Below are 16,240 nucleotides of genomic sequence, written 5' to 3'. Positions count from 1 at the left end.
TCGTGAACGCTCTCACATGCCCTCGTCGTTGGAACTCCGCACCTTGTGATGACATTCACAAGACTCTCCCGGTGCGTCGGCGGCCCGCTGCGCCTACCGTCGAGATATCAGCAGCACGCCGTGTGGGCCGCCCGTCGCGCGGCCCGTGGAGGGAGAAGCAGATGAGCACCATGCAGGCCGCGGTCGTCCACTCGTTCACCGAGCCGCTCGTCGTCGAGGACGTGGAGATCCCCGCCCCCGGACCGCACGAGGCCCTCGTCAAGGTGGACTACACCGGCGTCTGCCACACCGACCTCCACGCGGCCCACGGCGACTGGCCGGTCAAGCCGGCGCCGCCGTTCGTCCCCGGGCACGAGGGCGTCGGCCACGTCGTCGCCGTCGGCGACCAGGTGACGCGCGTCAAGGTCGGCGACACCGTGGGCAACGCCTGGCTGTGGAGCGCCTGCGGCGAGTGCGAGTACTGCGAGACCGGGTGGGAGACGCTCTGCCCGAACCAGAAGAACGGCGGCTACTCGGTCGACGGCTCCTTCGGCCAGTACATGCTCGTCGACTCCCGCTACGCACCGATCGTCCCCGAGGGCGTGGACCTGTCCGCCGTCGGCCCGATCCTCTGCGCCGGCGTCACCGTCTACAAGGGCCTCAAGGTCACCGACACCAAGCCCGGCGAGTGGGTGCTGATCTCCGGCATCGGCGGGCTCGGGCACATCGCCGTCCAGTACGCGGTCGCGATGGGCCGCCGCGTGGCGGCCGTCGACGTCGACGACGCGAAGCTCGACCTCGCCCGCAAGCACGGCGCCGAGGTCACCGTGAACGCGGCCACGTCCGCCGACGCGGCCGCCGAGCTGCAGGAGAAGACCGGCGGCGGCGTCCACGGCGCCCTCGTCACCGCCGTCAACGCCCACGCGTTCCCGCAGGCCGTCGGCGCGCTGCGCCGCGGCGGCACCGTGTCCCTCGTGGGGCTGCCCCCGGAGAAGTTCCCGCTCGACATCTTCACCACGGTCCTGTTCGGCCTCACCGTCCGCGGCTCGATCGTCGGCACCCGCAAGGACATGGCCGAGGCCCTGGACTTCTTCGCCCGCGGCAAGGTCGACCCGACCTACACGGTCCGCCCGCTCGGCGACATCAACGCGATCTTCGACGAGATGATCGCGGGGACGATCGACGGCCGCGTCGTCATGGACATGCGGAGCTGACGGCCCCCGGCCGAGACGCGACGAGGCCCGGCGGTACGTGCCGCCGGGCCTCGCCGCGCCTGCGGACCCTGCCCACGGACCCCGTGCGGTCCGGGCGCGGTCCGGGCGCGGTCCGGGCGCTCACGCCAGGACGACGTCGGACCCCGAGACCTCGACCTGGATCGCCGGCAACGGCTCGGGCGCCGGCCCGCCCAGCACGGCGGCGTCGGCGAGCGCGTACCGCGACTGGTGGCACGGGCACACGAGCTCGCCGTCGCCCGGCGCGACCGTGCAGCCGGCATGCGTGCAGATCGCGCTGAACGCGTGCACCTCGCCCTCGGTGGGCTGGGTGACGAGCACGTCCTGGCCGGCCACCTTCGCCGACACCGCGCCTCCCACGGGGACGTCCGCGAGCGCCACCACGACGGTCCCTGGGCCGGCGGCGCTCGCCGATGCGGCGGCCTGCTCCGGCGTCGGCTTCTGCTCGGCGCAGGCCGCGAGCACGCCCGCGCCGGCGACCGCGCCCGCTGCCACGCCGGTGCCGCGGAGGACCTGACGGCGCGTAAAGCCGCAGGCGCAGCCGGACGAGGGCGTGACGGACGTCGGCGTGGTGGGCGTCGGCGTGGTGGGGACCTGCGTCGTGGGCGCCTGCTTCGGGGGCACGTGCGTCGCGGGCGTCGGGGTCGTGGACATCGGGCCTCCGTGTCGGTGGGCCCCGGGCGACGTCGCGCGCGTCCCGCTCCGGAGACGGCGGGCCCGGGGAGTGGGAACATCATCATCATGGACTCGTCGAGCGGCGCGGTGCCACCCCGCCCCCCTGCCCCCGGCGGGGCGCGGCCGCCCTTCGCCCGCGGCTGGCGGGTGGCGGCGGCCGTCGCGGCACTCGTGTCCGCGGTCGTGCACGTGCTGCTCTACGTGGACGGCTACGACACCATCGCCGTCGTCGGGCCGCTGTTCCTGCTCAACGCCGTCGCGGGCGTCGTGCTCGCGGTGCTCCTGGTGGTCTGGCGGCACTGGCTGCCCCTCGTCGGCGGCATCGGCTTCGGCGGCCTCACCCTGCTGGCGTTCGTCCTGTCGACGACGGTCGGGTTCTACGGCGTGAACGAGACGTTCGCGGGCACGAACGAGCTCCTCGCGGCGGCGTCGGAGGTCGTGGCGGTGGTCGCGTCGGCCGTCGCGCTGCTGCGCGAGTACGTGCGCTGACCCCACCGCGGCGCCCGGGCGGCGCGCTGTGGAGGACGGCCGCGTGGCGTGGGCGGCGCCCCCTACGATCGGGAGCGTGAGCCACCCCGACGACCCGTACGCCGACCTCGTCTTCGACCCCTCCGATGACGACGCCCCGCCGCCGGACGACCAGGCTCCCGAGCCCGAGGCCGGCCGCGCGGCGCGTCCGGCGCCGACGGCCCCGAGCTCGGCTCCCCCGGCCGCCGACGAACCGGCGACGCCGGCGGGACCGGCCTCGCCGGGGACGCCGACCGGGGACGCCGACCCCACGAAGCGCGCCAAGCTCGCCATGCTGCGCGGCCTGCTCGACAGCGCGGGCGAGGGCGGCGGGACGCTCCGCGAGCAGGCGGAGGAGTCGCTCCGCGCCCTCGTCGGCCGCGATGACGCCGCCCTGCGCGACGACCAGTGGCGCGCCATCGAGGCGCTGGTCGCCTTCCGGCGGCGCGCCCTCGTGGTGCAGCGCACCGGGTGGGGCAAGTCCGCGGTCTACTTCGTCGCCACGTCCCTGCTGCGCTCCCGCGGCGCGGGGCCCACCGTCATCGTCTCGCCGCTGCTCGCGCTGATGCGCGACCAGATCGCGGCGGCCGCACGGGCCGGGATCCGGGCCGTGACGATCAACTCGTCCAACGTCACCGAGTGGGACCAGGTGCACGCCTCGATCGCCGCCGGCGAGGTGGACGTGCTCCTGTGCTCCCCCGAGCGGCTCAACAACCCGGCGTTCCGCGACGAGGTCCTCCCCCGCCTCGCGGCCGACGCCGGCCTCGTCGTGATCGACGAGGCCCACTGCATCTCCGACTGGGGCCACGACTTCCGCCCGGACTACCGGCGCATCCGCACCCTGCTCGCCGACCTGCCCCCTGGCATCCCGGTGCTCGCGACCACCGCGACCGCGAACGCCCGCGTCACGGCCGACGTCGCCGAGCAGCTGGCCGTGCACGGGACCCTGCCGGCCGCCGGCGCCACGGAGGACGCCGGTCGCCCCGGGGGGTCCGAGGACGTGCTCGTGCTGCGCGGCGGGCTCGACCGCGAGTCGCTGCACCTGGCCGTGCTCGAGCTGCCGGACCAGCCCACGCGCGTCGCGTGGCTCGTCGAGGCGCTGCAGGACGTGGACGGCTCCGGCATCGTCTACTGCCTCACGGTCTCCGCGGCCGAGCAGGTCGCCGAGCAGCTGCGGGGCGCGGGCCTGGCCGTCGCCGCGTACACGGGGCGCACCGACCCGACGCAGCGGGAGCAGCTCGAGGAGGATCTCAAGGAGAACCGAGTCAAGGCCCTCGTCGCCACGTCGGCGCTCGGCATGGGCTTCGACAAGCCCGACCTGGCGTTCGTCGTGCACCTGGGCGCCCCGTCGTCGCCCATCGCCTACTACCAGCAGGTGGGCCGCGCCGGCCGCGGCGTCGACGACGCCGTCGTCGTCCTGCTGCCCGGGCACGAGGACCGCGCCATCTGGGACTGGTTCGGGTCGCAGGCGTTCCCGGCGGAGCCCCAGGTCCGCGCGACGCTCGCGGCGCTCGCGTCGTCCGAGGGCGCGCAGAGCACCGCGGCGCTCGAGACCCGGGTGGACCTCAAGCGCTCGCGCCTGGAGACGATGCTCAAGGTGCTCGACGTCGACGGCGCGGTGCGCCGCGTGCAGGGCGGCTGGGTCGCCACCGGCACGCCGTGGGCCTACGACGCGGAGCGGTACGCCCGCGTGGAGGCCACCCGGCACGCCGAGCAGCAGGCGATGGTCGACTACGTCGCCACCACCGGGTGCCGGATGGCGTACCTGCGCGCTCAGCTGGACGACCCCGAGCTGCCGCAGGGCTGGACCTGCGGGCGCTGCGACCGGTGCGGCGGCGTCACGCTGCCGGCCGTCCCCGACGCCGAGACGGTCGCCGCCGCCCGGGCCGAGATGGACCGGCCCGGGGTCGAGGTCGGCCCGCGCGCGATGTGGCCGTCGGGCCTCGCGGCGCTCGGCCTGGACCTCAAGGGCAAGATCGCGCCCGAGGAGCGCGCCGAGGCCGGACGCGCCGTCGCGCGGCTCGACGGGCTGGGCTGGTCCGGGCCGCTGCGCGAGCTCTTCGCGGCCGGCGCCCCCGACGGCGAGGTGCCGGTGCCCCTGCGCCGCGCGGCCGCGCGGGTGCTGGACGACTGGGCCGCCGTCCGCGGGGCCGCCGAGGGCTCGTCCCCCGACGGCGACGCGGCCGGCGACAGTGGAGACGGTGGCGCTCGCCGGACGCTGGTGGAGGGCGTCGTCGCGGTCCGGTCGGCCACCCGGCCGCAGCTGACCTACCACCTGGCCTCCGGGCTGGCCGCCTACCTCGGCGTGCCGCTCATCGGCGCGGTGGGCCCCGCCCCGGGCGCGGAGGAACCGGCCCGCCACGACGTGAACTCGGCGATGCGCCTGGCCGGGGTGGCGCGGCGTCTCCGGCTCGAGCTGAACGACGCCGCCCTGCAGGGCCTGCCCGGCCGCTCGGTGCTCCTCGTCGACGACTGGACCGAGTCCGGCTGGACGCTCACGGTCGCCGCACGCCTGCTGCGCCAGGCGGGGGCGTCGGCCGTGCACCCGTTCGTGCTGGGGGTGCGCTGACCCGCGGACACCCCGACCCGCAGGTCCGACGACGCCGTCACCGGAGCCCCGCGCTGCGGTGACGGTCGTCATGTTTCCGGAATGTGAGCCTCGGGCACAAAACCGTAACGATCCGACCGCGGGGCGCCCAGATGTGTCGGAGGCCACTGAACACCCCTGTAATCTCACGGCACCGCCATCGTCCCTGAAGAAAGTCCCTCCGACATTGACCCGATATCTGCTGCGCCGCACCGCGGGCTGGTTGCTCATGGTCGTGGCCGTCACGAACCTCACGTACTTCCTCGCCTGGGCGTACCTCGACCCGCGGAGCAACTACGTAGGGAGGCGGCCCCCTCTCAGCGAGGAGCAGATCCACAACCTGCTCGAGCCGCGCAACCTGGACGACCAGACGCCGCTGCTCGTGCGGTGGTGGAACTGGTTCAGCGGGATCCTCTTCCACTGGGACTGGGGCGTCAGCCCGACGGGTCAGTCGGTCAACGAGCAGGTCTCCTACCGCATGTGGGTGTCCGCTGAGCTGATGCTCGGCGCCACGATCCTGCTCACCCTCATCGGCATCGCGCTCGGCGTGTACAGCGCGTCGCGGCAGTACCGCGTCGGCGACCGCCTCGCCCAGGGCACGTCCATCATCACGATGAACATCCCGATCGTCGTGGCCGCGCTCGGCCTGGTCCTGCTCGCGATCGCCTTCAACGGCGCCGTCGGCACCACGGTCTTCTACGTCACCGGGTCATCGAGCCCCGGGGTGAGCGGGTTCTTACCCACCCTGGTCGACACGATCCAGCACCTGACGTTGCCCACGCTGGCGCTCATCATCGTCGGGTACGCGCAGTACCACTTCCTGCAGCGCTCCCTGCTGCTCGACAACATCAAGTCCGACTACGTGCGCATGGCGCGGGCCAAGGGCCTGACCAAGCAGCAGGCGATCCGCAAGCACGCGCTGCGCACGTCGCTGATCCCCGTCACGACCCAGGTCGCGTTCTCGATCCCCGGCATCTTCACCGGCGCGGTGCTGACCGAGTCGATCTTCGCCTGGAAGGGCATGGGGCAGTACTTCATCGAGACGATCTCCAAGAACGACGTCAACGGTGTGGTCGCGGTGGCGGCGTTCGGCGCGGTCATGACCGCGGTCGGCGCGATCCTCGCGGACATCGCGGTCGTCGTCCTCGACCCCCGAGTGCGGGTGAGCTGACCATGGCCTTCGATTCCTCGAACACGATCGACCCGCTGGAGCACGGCGACAACCCGCCGCCCGTCGACGTGACGACCGGCGAGCGCAAGCGCCTGTCGAAGTGGCGCCTGTACAGCCGGCGGTTCGCACGCAACCGCCCCGCCCTCGTCGGCGTCGTCATCTTCGTGCTCCTCGTGCTGTTCGCCCTGTTCGGCTCGTTCTTCCAGAAGTACGACCACGTCGAGCTCGACTTCCTCGCGCTGTCCGACCCGCCGAGCCCCGAGCACTGGTTCGGCACCAACAACGCGGGCAACGACCTGTACGCGATGGTCGTCGTGGGCCTGCAGCGCTCGCTGCTCATCGCGGTCGTGGTGGCCACGGGCACCACGATCCTGTCCGCCGTCATCGGCACCGCGGCCGCCTACTTCGGGGGCCGCATCGAGCGGGTCGCGCTGTTCATCATCCACTTCCTGATGGTGGCGCCGACGTTCCTGCTGCTCGCGATGATGTCGAACGACTCGGGCGGTGACTGGAAGGTCATCGCGCTGGTCCTGATCCTCGTCAGCTGGTTCTTCCAGGCACGGACGATCTGGACCCTGTCCCTGTCGCTGCGCGAGCGCGAGTACGTCCACGCCGCGCGCTACATGGGCGTCCCCGGGCTGCGGATCGTCGTGCGCCACCTGATCCCGAACATCGGGTCGCTGCTCGTCATCAACTTCACGCTCGGCGTCGTCGGCGCGGTCATGGCCGAGACCGGCCTGTCCTTCCTCGGCTTCGGCGTCAAGCTTCCCGACGTGTCGCTCGGGTCCCTGATCGGCATCGGCGCCTCGAGCATCTCGAGCGCCCCGTGGATGTTCTACTTCCCGGCCGCCGCGCTGACCCTGCTGACCGTCTCCATGGCGCTCGTCGCCGACGGCCTGCGCGACGCCCTCGATCCCACCTCCGCTGCGGGAGGCCGCGCATGACCACCCCTGTTCTCTCCGTCCGCGACCTCACGGTCTCCTTCCCGTCCGAGGCGGGGCGCGTCGACGCCGTCCGCGGCGTCTCCTTCGACGTCGCCGAGGGGCGCACCCTCGGGATCGTCGGCGAGTCCGGCTCGGGCAAGTCCGTCACCTCGCTCGCCGTCATGGGGCTCCTCGACGAGAACGCCCGCATCGGCGGCTCGGTGATGTTCGAGGGCCAGGAGCTGCTCGGCAAGAGCGACGCGCAAATGTCCAAGATCCGCGGCAACGGCATCGCGATGATCTTCCAGGACCCCCTGACGTCGCTGACGCCGGTGTTCACCGTCGGCGACCAGCTCGTCGAGGCCCTCACGATCCACAACCCCCGCATGTCGCGCCGCGCGGCCTGGGACCGGGCGGTGGAGCTGCTCCGTCTCGTCGGGATCCCCCGACCGCAGGAGCGCGTGAAGTCGTTCCCGCACGAGTTCTCGGGCGGCATGCGCCAGCGCGTGGTCATCGCCATCGCGATGGCGAACAACCCGAAGCTGATCATCGCGGACGAGCCGACCACGGCCCTCGACGTGACGATCCAGGCGCAGATCCTGGACCTCATCAAGACGGCCCAGCGCGAGACCGGCGCCGCGGTCATGATGATCACGCACGACATGGGCGTGGTCGCCAACATCGCGGACGACGTGGTCGTCATGTACGCCGGCCGCGCCATCGAGCAGGCCCCCGTCGAGACGCTGTTCGCGGACACGCGGATGCCGTACTCGATCGGCCTCCTGGGCGCGATCCCCCGCGTCGACAAGTCCGTGAAGCAGCCGCTCGTGCCCATCAAGGGCGCCCCGCCGCTGCTGGTCGACCTCCCCGACGCCTGCCCGTTCGCCGCGCGCTGCCCGATCGTGACCGACGCCTGCCGCACCGCGGAGCCGGAGCTCGTCGCCGTGGCGGGGCAGCCCGACCACCGCGCCGCCTGCATCCGCGCGGAGGAGATCCGCGCGGGCCGCATCGACGACGGCCCGGTGTACCCGGTCCCGGAGATCCCCGCGTCGACGCTCGAGGAGGTGCCGCGCGACCTGCGCAAGCCCACGCTCGAGGTCGAGAACCTCACGAAGTCGTTCCCGCTCCTCAAGGGCTCCTTCCGCAAGAAGAAGGTCGGCGAGGTGCACGCCGTCAAGGGTGTCAGCTTCGACATCCGCGAGGGCGAGACGATGGCGATCGTCGGCGAGTCCGGGTCGGGCAAGACCACCACGCTGCTGCAGATCATGGACTTCGCCGCGCAGGACGACGGCGACATCCGGATCGTCGGCACCAGCGTGTCCGACATCAAGGGCGGCCGGGCCGAGCGGCAGCTGCGCCGCGACGTGCAGATCGTGTTCCAGGACCCGGTCGGCTCGCTCGACCCGCGCATGACCGTCTTCGACGTCATCGCCGAGCCGCTGCGCACCGTCGGGACCCCGCACGCCGAGGTCGGCCCCCGCGTCGACGAGCTCATGGGCCTGGTCGGGCTCGACCCCGCGCACAGCGACCGCTTCCCCGCGGCGTTCTCCGGCGGCCAACGGCAGCGCATCGGCATCGCGCGCGCCCTGGCGACCAACCCGAAGCTGGTCGTGCTCGACGAGCCGGTCTCCGCGCTCGACGTGTCCGTCCAGGCGGGCGTGATCAACCTGCTCGACGAGCTCAAGGTCCGCCTCGGCCTCTCGTACCTCTTCGTCGCGCACGACCTGTCGGTCGTGCGGCACATCGCGGACCGCGTCGCCGTGATGTACCTCGGCAGCTTCGTCGAGCACGGTGAGGTCGACGCGGTGTTCGACGACCCCCAGCACCCCTACACGCAGGCGCTCCTGTCGGCGATCCCGGTGCCGGACCCGGTGGTGGAGCGAGGCCGCGAGCACATCGTGCTCAAGGGCGACCTCCCGAGCCCGACGGACACCATCGCGGGCTGCGCCTTCGTCTCCCGGTGCCCGCTCTACCAGACGCTCGACGACTCCGAGCGGGTCGCCTGCGACACGAAGGTCCCCGCGCTCAGCGGCCGGACGGGCGTCCATGTGAACGCCTGCCACCACCGCTGACGAAGCTTCATCACCCATCACCACTCCCCACCAACAAGTACAGCGCCCACGAGGCGCGAAAGGAGCACCCATGAGGCTGCAGAAGAGACTGGTCGGCAGCGTCGCCGTCGCCGGTGTGCTTGCCCTGGCCCTCACCGCCTGCGGCGGTGGCGGCAACGACGGCGGCGGCGGCGACAAGCCGACCGCCGAGGCCCAGACGGTCGAGGGCGCGGACTACAACCCGCAGCCCCGCGAGAACCTCGAGCAGGGTGGCGAGGTGACCTTCCCGCTGACGGAGATCACCCCGCAGATGAACCCGAACCACTCGGACGGGTCGGTCGACACGGCCACCATCTGGGAGTGGTACAACCCCCAGATGATCCTCATGACCCCGGAGGGCGAGGCGTCGGCGAACCCGAACTACCTCACCGACTGGACCACCGAGGTCAAGGACGGCAAGACGGTCGTCACCTACACGATCAACCCCAAGGCCGTGTGGAACGACGGCAGCCCCATCACCTGGAAGTCGTACGAGCTGGCCTGGAAGGCCAACCGTTCGACCGAGGAGGGCTACGTCCCGAGCACCACGGACGGCTACTCGCAGATCGAGTCGGTCAAGCAGGGCGTCGACGACCGCCAGGCCGTCGTCACGTACAAGTCCGAGTTCCCGTGGACCAAGGGCCTGTTCTGGCACCTCATGAACCCGGCCGTGAACTCCCCGAAGGTCTTCAACGAGGGCTACATCGAGGACGCGCACGCCGACTGGGGCGCCGGCCCGTACAAGATCGACACGTTCGACCTCAACGGCGGCGTCATCTCGTTCGTGCCGAACGACAAGTGGTGGGGCGAGAAGCCCATGCTCGACAAGGTCACGTTCCGCGTGCTCGAGCCCACTGCCGCCGTCAACGGCTTCCAGAACGGTGAGGTCAACTACGTCGACAACCTGACGGCCGACAACCTCGAGCAGCTCAAGGACGTCGACAACGCCGCGACCTACAAGGCGCAGCGCACCGCGACGAACCTCCTCGAGCTCAACGCCGAGCGTCCGCAGTTCAAGGACCTCGAGGTCCGCAAGGCCATCTTCCAGGCCGTGAACCGCGACCAGATCAAGGAGGTCATGTGGAACGGCCTCGACTACACCGAGCCCGACGCCGGTTCGCTGAACCTCTTCCCGTTCCAGAAGGGCTACGTCGACGCGCTGGCCAACGCGGGCTACAAGTTCGACGCTGACGCCGCGAACGCCGCCCTCGACGAGGCCGGCTGGGTCAAGAACGGCGACGTCCGCGAGAAGGACGGCGAGAAGTTCGAGGGCCGCATGCCGATCTTCGGCGACGAGCCCATCACCGAGGCCCGCGCCAAGGTCATCCAGCAGCAGCTCGCCGCGATCGGCTTCAAGCTCGACATCGACAAGCGCCCCGCGAGCGACTTCTCGACCGTCCTGTCCACCAAGGACTGGGACCTGGTCATCCTCGGCTTCTCGTCCAGCGACCCGTACGGCGTCGCCTGGATGTGCCAGCTGTACTGCTCGGACTCCGGCCTGAACCTGTCGGCGACCGGCACCAAGGCGATCGACAAGAAGATCGCCGAGCAGGTGTCCTCGCTGCCCACGGAGGACGAGCAGACCGAGGCGGGCATGAAGCTCGAGTCGGAGATCATCTCCGAGACCTGGGGCATCCTGCCGCTGTACAACGGCCCGTGGATCTCGATGGCCACGAAGGGCCTCGCCAACCTCACGCCTGAGACCTACACCGGTCTCGACCTCTTCGGCCTGCAGCCGGTGGAGAACGTGGGTTGGGAGAAGGGCACCAACCCCGCGAAGTGAGGCTCGCCGGCTGAGCCGGCACCTCTCGCGCACAGAGCCCCCGGGCCTGGTGGTCACGACCACCGGGACCGGGGGCTCTCCCGTGCCCGGGCACCCGCGCCGGACCCGCTCCGTGCCCTACGGCTCGAGCAGCCCGCGGACGTCGGCTGCGGCAAGCGCTCCCGCGAAGGCGCCGGAGGCGTCGTCGAGGACGGCGTCGAACAGCGCCGCCTTGCGCCGGGCCAGCGCCATCACCTTCTCCTCGATGGTGTCCTGCGCGACGAGGCGCGTCACCACGACGCGGCGCGTCTGCCCGATGCGGTGCGTGCGGTCGACCGCCTGCGCCTCCGCGGCAGGGTTCCACCACGGGTCCAGCAGGTAGACGTAGTCCGCCTCGGTGAGGTTGAGGCCCACGCCGCCCGCCTTGAGGCTCACGAGGAACACCGGGGCGTCCCCCTCCTTCCAGCCGCGGATCACGTCCGCGCGCCGGCGGGTGGCGCCGTCGAGGTAGGCGACGGGCAGCCCCGCCGCCGCGCAGCGCGCCTCCACGCGGCGCAGGAACGACGTGAACTGGGAGAACACGAGCGCCCGATGGCCCTCGGCGGCGATCTCGACCAGCTCGTCGGTCACCACGTGCAGCTTGGCGGAACCCACGCCGGCGTACGCGTCGTCCACGAGCGACGCGTCGAGCGCGAGGCGACGCAACGTGGTCAGCGAGCGGAAGATCGCGACCCGGTTCGCCTCGAAGTCCTCCAGCAGCCCGAGCAGGCGCTGCCGCTCGCGCTGGAGGTGGGTGTCGTACACCTTGCGGTGGTCCGCGGTGAGCGGCACCCGCAGCACCCGCTCCGTGCGCTCGGGCAGCTCGGGGGCCACCTGCTCCTTGGTGCGGCGCAGCACGAGCGGGCGGATGCGGCGCTTGAGCCGCGCGAGCGCACGGTTGCCCGCCGCCACCACCTGTGGGTCGTCGTCGGTCGCCGCGGCGTCGACGAGGCGGGCCGTCTCGGCGCGGAAGCGGTGCATCGACGGGTAGAGTCCGGGCGCGACGACGGCGAGCAGCGCCCACAGCTCCAGCAGGTTGTTCTCGAGCGGGGTGCCCGTGATCGCGAGCTTGAACGGGGCGTCGAGCAGGCGGGCCGTCTCGTGCGCCCTCGTGCGCGGGTTCTTCGCCACCTGTGCCTCGTCGAGGATCAGCCCGCTCCAGGCGAGGGCGTCGAAAGCGTCGTACTCGAGCCGGAAGACGGCGTAGGAGGTGACGAGGACGTCCGCGCCCGCCGCGAGGTCCGCCACGTGCGAGCCCAGGGTGCGCGACGTCGCCGGCATCGCCGCCACGCGCAGGTCCGGGGTGAAGCGCGCGGCCTCGTCCACCCAGTTCCCCACGACGGACGCGGGCGCCACGACGACGAACGGCGGCGCTTCCGGCGCCGCGGCGCGGGCGTGCGCGAGGAACGTCAGGGTCTCGACCGTCTTGCCGAGCCCCATGTCGTCGGCCAGGATCCCGCCGAGGCCGTGCCCCCACAGGAAGGCCAGCCACTCGAACGCCTCCCGCTGGTAGGGGCGCAGCTCCGCGCGCACCCCCGACGGCACCGCGGGCGGCTCGGGCGCGCTCTCCCCGGCGGCGAACGACCGCAGCCCGGCGAGCGAGCGGCGCCACGCCTCGCCGGCCTCCACGACGTCGGCGACGTCCTCGAGCTCGCCCCACAGGTGCGCGTCGTACCGGCTCACCCGGGCGCGGCCGGGCCGGTCGCTCAGCTCGGTCGCCTCGACGATGAGTTCCCGCAGCCGGCCCAGCACCGGCTGGTCGAGACGCAGCCACGACCCGTCGACGAGCAGGAGCCGCTTGTCCCCGCGCGCGAGGGCGGTGAAGAGGCGGGCGAAGGGCAGCTCCTTGCCCGCCACGGTCACCGCGATGCCGAGGTCGAGCCAGTCGGAGTCGCCCGAGGGGGCGCCTGACACGACCACCCGCGGGGCCGCGTCGAGGTGCAGGTAGTGCGGCACATCGGAGGCTTCGACGCGCACGTCGGTCTCCGCCGCGAGCACGGGGAGCACGCCGTGCGCGAGGTCGAGGGCGTCCAGGCCCCGCAGCTCCGTGCGGGCGGCGAGGTCGAACCGCTCGAAGCCCGGCACGCCGCGCACGGCGGCCTGTGCCTTGGCGCGGATCTCCGCCTCGACGTCCGGCTCGCGCAGCGGGTCCGACGCCGCTCCCTCGAGCGGCACGCGGCGCGGCGGGGCGGCGGGGGCGAGGTGCGGGGGCGCGGGATACTCGTAGGCCCAGGTGAGCAGCGCGCGCTCGGGGGTCGCGAAGCCCACCTCGGCGACGAGCACCGGGCGCGGCGGGTCGGGCAGCGTCACCGAGCCGTCGGACAGCACGCGCAGCGCGCGGCGCAGGACGGGGAGGTGCTCCGCGTACAGCTCGCCGACGTCGCCCGCCGGGACCTCCACGCGGCCCACGACCACGAGCTCCCGCGCCGCGTCGGACAGCCGGCGTGCCGTGGGGCCGAGGCGCAGCACCGTACGCTTCCCCTTCGTCTCGACGGCGTACAGCCCCGTGTCGCCGACCGTGCCCAGCGCGGCGCCCTCCGGCGCATCCGTGCCGTCGAACGCCGCCACGGGGTCGAGCCGCACGCCGTCGTCGGCCGAGCCGACCACGAGCCGGGCCTCGGCTCCTGCCGCCAGGTGCACCTCGTCCCGCGCACCGTGCGCGACGAGGGGGATCTCCAGGTCCGCGGCCTCCGCCAGCAGGGCCCAGAGGCCGCGCCCTCCTGCAGCGAGCGGCCGCCAGGCCTGTCGCCCGCGGCCGAAACCGCCGTCGGCGAGGGCGGAGCCCAGGTCGGCGAACCAGCGGCGGACCGCCGGGGCGGGCGTGGCGCGCACGTCGGCGAACGCGTAGAGCCCGGTGGCCAGGGCCTCCCAGCTCGCCTCGGGCGCCACCTTCCACCCCGTGCGGCCGCGCACCACGGGACGCACCGACAGCTGTGGTGGCAGGTCGCCGAAGGCCTCGTCGAGGCGGAAGCGCAGCGCGACGGGCAGCACCCCGCCGGATGCCGCGACCGCCCACTCCCGCGTCCCGGGGCCCCGGACCCCGCCGGTCACGGTCGCGAGTCGGCCCCGCCAGCCCGTCGCCGCCGCGGCCCCGTCGTCCCCGTGGCCGTCGCCCTCCGCCGCCTCAGCACGTCGGCCGACGTGCAGCAGCGTGGCCGCGACGTGCTTGCACTCCGCGCGGACGGGGCACGTGCACGACGAGGCGACGCAGGTGTACCGCCCGCCGGCGTCGACCTCGAACGTCACCCGGCACGTGTACGGCTGCGGGCCGCTCCCGGCGACGCGCGAGGTCAGGACCAGGCCGTCGGGGTCCCACCGCCACGTCGAGACCATTCCCGAGCGTTCGTACCCCTGGGCGCGCCGGAACGTGGCTGTCCCGACGATGCCACCCACGACGACGGGGTCGAGGCGAGGAGGCGGGGCGGGCATGTGCCCATGCTCGCACGCGCCTCCGACGCGACCTCGGGCGGGCGCGTGACGCTTGGCACACTATTCCGCTAGCCCGAGGAGAGGGCGCCCCGTGCGGTCGGGGCGCCCTGCCGTCAGAGGAAGCGGCCGCGCACGGCCTCGCCGTGCGCGGGCAGATCCTCGTCGTCCGCGACGGCGACGATCCGGTCCGCGAGCTCCTCGAGCGCGTCCCGGGTGTACTCGACCACCTGGACCGAGCGCAGGTACGCGTGCACCCCGAGACCGCTCGAGAAGTGCGCCGATCCCCCGGTCGGCAGCACGTGGTTGCTGCCCGCCATGTAGTCGCCGAGCGACACCGGGGACCAGGGGCCGACGAAGATCGCGCCGGCCGAGCGCACCCGATCCGCGAGCGCGGCGGCGTCCTCGGTCTGGATCTCCAGGTGCTCGGCGCCGTAGGCGTCGACGACGGCGAGGCCGTGGTCCAGGTCGTCGACCAGCACGATCGCCGACTGCGGGCCGCTCAGGGCCTGCAGCACCCGCGCGGAGTGCTTCGTGGCGCCGACCAGGTCGCTCAGCCGCGCCTCGACGGCGCCGGCCAGCTCCACCGACGGTGTCACGAGGACGGACGCCGCCATCGGGTCGTGCTCGGCCTGGCTGATGAGGTCGAGCGCCACGTGCCCCGGGTCGGCGGTCCCGTCGGCCAGCACGGCGATCTCGGTGGGCCCGGCCTCCGCGTCGATGCCCACCACGCCGCGCACCAACCGCTTGGCGGCCGCGACGTAGACGTTCCCCGGCCCGGTCACGACGTCCACCGGCTCGCACAGCACGGCGCCGTCCTGCGGCTCGCTGCCGGCGGCCCCGTAGGCGAACATCGCCACGGCCTGGGCGCCACCCACGCCGTAGACCTCGTCGACGCCGAGCAGGGCGCACGCGGCGAGGATCGTGGGGTGCGGCAGCCCGCCGGAGTCCTTCTGCGGCGGCGAGGCGACGGCGAGGCCGGGTACGCCGGCCTCCTGGGCGGCGACCACGTTCATGATCACCGACGACGGGTAGACGGCGAGGCCGCCGGGGGCGTAGAGGCCCACCCGCTGGACCGGGATCCAGCGCTGCCGGACGACGGCGCCCGGGCCCAGCCGCGTCGTGTGCTCCGTGGGCACCTGGGCCGCGTGCACAGCGCGGACGCGGCGGATCGCCTCCTCCAGCCCGGCCCGCACCTGCGGGTCGAGCTGCTCGAGGGCCTCCGCCAGCGCGGCCGACGGCACCCGCAGATGCTCCGGGCGCACCCCGTCGAACTGCTCGGCCAGGTCGCGCAGCGCGGCGGCGCCCCGGGTCCGGACGGCGGTGAGGATCGGGGCCACGGCCGCGGTCGCCTGGTCCACCCCGATCTCGGGGCGCGGCAGCACCCCGAGCAGCTCGGTGCGGGCCAGCTCCTGCCCGCGGAGGTCGATGCGTCGGATCACCCCGCCAGTCTAGGCAGCGCGGGTCGGCTTCCGGGCCCGGTTGCCGGAGAATGGACGCATGAGCGCCGCCACCGACGTCCCCATCCGCGACGACATGATCCGCCTCGGCCAGTTCCTCAAACTCGCCGGGCTCGCCGAGTCCGGCACGCACGCGCGCGACCTCGTGGCGGACGGCGAGGTGCAGGTCAACGGCGACGTGGAGACGCGGCGCGGCCGCCAGCTCGTGCGCGGCGACCGCGTCACCGTTTCCCTCCCCGAGGGCGACGAGTCCGTCGTCGTCGCCTGACCGCCCGGTGCCGTGAGCGAGCGACCGCCCTGGTGCTGTGAGCGGGCGTTTGGCCCTGAATCCGGGAGGGTTCAGGGCCAAACGCGTGCTTACAACCCCCAGGTCAGGTAGGTGGAGGGCA

Annotated in this window: 11 protein-coding genes; 8 read left to right on the top strand and 3 right to left on the bottom strand. The window is 73.1% G+C overall.

The genetic code is table 11. The features are described from left to right. The first annotated feature begins 161 nt into the window (after positions 1–161). On the top strand, positions 162–1,193 hold the full coding sequence (gene adhP / locus ACWF41_RS20175) for an alcohol dehydrogenase AdhP (protein WP_380316417.1): 1,032 nt from the start codon (positions 162–164) through the stop codon (positions 1,191–1,193). A gap of 120 nt (positions 1,194–1,313) precedes the next feature. On the opposite strand, the gene ACWF41_RS20170 is transcribed toward adhP, so the two are convergent. After that, positions 1,314–1,865 (bottom strand): Rieske (2Fe-2S) protein, encoded by a 552-nt coding sequence (locus ACWF41_RS20170; protein WP_380316414.1) that lies wholly within the window; start codon positions 1,863–1,865, stop codon positions 1,314–1,316. Positions 1,866–1,952: 87 nt separating this feature from the next. On the opposite strand from ACWF41_RS20170, the gene ACWF41_RS20165 reads away from it, so the two are divergent. The 6 genes from ACWF41_RS20165 (at position 1,953) to ACWF41_RS20140 (ending at position 10,947) form a co-directional block, all read left to right on the top strand. Next, positions 1,953–2,375, top strand: a complete 423-nt coding sequence (locus tag ACWF41_RS20165) for a hypothetical protein (protein WP_380316411.1) — start codon at positions 1,953–1,955, stop codon at positions 2,373–2,375. A gap of 310 nt (positions 2,376–2,685) precedes the next feature. Continuing rightward, on the top strand, positions 2,686–4,962 hold the full coding sequence (locus tag ACWF41_RS20160) for a RecQ family ATP-dependent DNA helicase (RefSeq protein ID WP_380316507.1): 2,277 nt from the start codon (positions 2,686–2,688) through the stop codon (positions 4,960–4,962). Positions 4,963–5,167: 205 nt separating this feature from the next. Further along, on the top strand, positions 5,168–6,151 hold the full coding sequence (locus ACWF41_RS20155) for an ABC transporter permease (protein WP_380316408.1): 984 nt from the start codon (positions 5,168–5,170) through the stop codon (positions 6,149–6,151). Positions 6,152–6,153: 2 nt separating this feature from the next. Further along, positions 6,154–7,095 carry an ABC transporter permease gene (locus ACWF41_RS20150; protein WP_380316405.1) on the top strand — a complete coding sequence of 314 codons (942 nt, stop codon included), beginning with the start codon at positions 6,154–6,156 and terminating at the stop codon, positions 7,093–7,095. Beyond that, positions 7,092–9,146, top strand: coding sequence for an ABC transporter ATP-binding protein (locus ACWF41_RS20145; RefSeq protein ID WP_380316402.1), 2,055 nt, complete (start codon positions 7,092–7,094; stop codon positions 9,144–9,146). Before ACWF41_RS20150 ends, ACWF41_RS20145 begins: the two co-directional genes overlap by 4 nt. Before the next feature lie 70 nt (positions 9,147–9,216). Then, positions 9,217–10,947: an ABC transporter family substrate-binding protein gene (locus ACWF41_RS20140; RefSeq protein ID WP_380316399.1), complete on the top strand. Its 1,731-nt coding sequence runs from the start codon at positions 9,217–9,219 to the stop codon at positions 10,945–10,947. A gap of 117 nt (positions 10,948–11,064) precedes the next feature. Here ACWF41_RS20140 and ACWF41_RS20135 read toward each other — a convergent pair whose 3' ends face one another. Beyond that, on the bottom strand, positions 11,065–14,394 hold the full coding sequence (locus ACWF41_RS20135) for a DEAD/DEAH box helicase (protein WP_380316396.1): 3,330 nt from the start codon (positions 14,392–14,394) through the stop codon (positions 11,065–11,067). Positions 14,395–14,507: 113 nt separating this feature from the next. Then, positions 14,508–15,833: a histidinol dehydrogenase gene (hisD, locus tag ACWF41_RS20130; protein ID WP_380316393.1), complete on the bottom strand. Its 1,326-nt coding sequence runs from the start codon at positions 15,831–15,833 to the stop codon at positions 14,508–14,510. A 58-nt stretch (positions 15,834–15,891) separates the two neighbouring features. On the opposite strand from hisD, the gene ACWF41_RS20125 reads away from it, so the two are divergent. Further along, positions 15,892–16,119, top strand: coding sequence for an RNA-binding S4 domain-containing protein (locus ACWF41_RS20125; RefSeq protein WP_380316390.1), 228 nt, complete (start codon positions 15,892–15,894; stop codon positions 16,117–16,119). Positions 16,120–16,240: the final 121 nt, after the last annotated feature.

Source organism: Isoptericola sp. NPDC055063 (assembly GCF_053608125.1).
This window is presented reverse-complemented; position numbering and strand designations above follow the sequence as displayed.

Coding starts and splice junctions, on each gene's coding strand:
- adhP (WP_380316417.1), top strand. CDS start 162: ATGAGCACCATGCAGGCCGCGGTCGTCCACTCGTTCACCGAGCCGCTC.
- ACWF41_RS20165 (WP_380316411.1), top strand. CDS start 1,953: ATGGACTCGTCGAGCGGCGCGGTGCCACCCCGCCCCCCTGCCCCCGGC.
- ACWF41_RS20150 (WP_380316405.1), top strand. CDS start 6,154: ATGGCCTTCGATTCCTCGAACACGATCGACCCGCTGGAGCACGGCGAC.
- ACWF41_RS20160 (WP_380316507.1), top strand. CDS start 2,686: ATGCTGCGCGGCCTGCTCGACAGCGCGGGCGAGGGCGGCGGGACGCTC.
- ACWF41_RS20125 (WP_380316390.1), top strand. CDS start 15,892: ATGAGCGCCGCCACCGACGTCCCCATCCGCGACGACATGATCCGCCTC.
- ACWF41_RS20145 (WP_380316402.1), top strand. CDS start 7,092: ATGACCACCCCTGTTCTCTCCGTCCGCGACCTCACGGTCTCCTTCCCG.
- ACWF41_RS20135 (WP_380316396.1), bottom strand. CDS start 14,394: ATGCCCGCCCCGCCTCCTCGCCTCGACCCCGTCGTCGTGGGTGGCATC.
- ACWF41_RS20140 (WP_380316399.1), top strand. CDS start 9,217: ATGAGGCTGCAGAAGAGACTGGTCGGCAGCGTCGCCGTCGCCGGTGTG.
- ACWF41_RS20170 (WP_380316414.1), bottom strand. CDS start 1,865: ATGTCCACGACCCCGACGCCCGCGACGCACGTGCCCCCGAAGCAGGCG.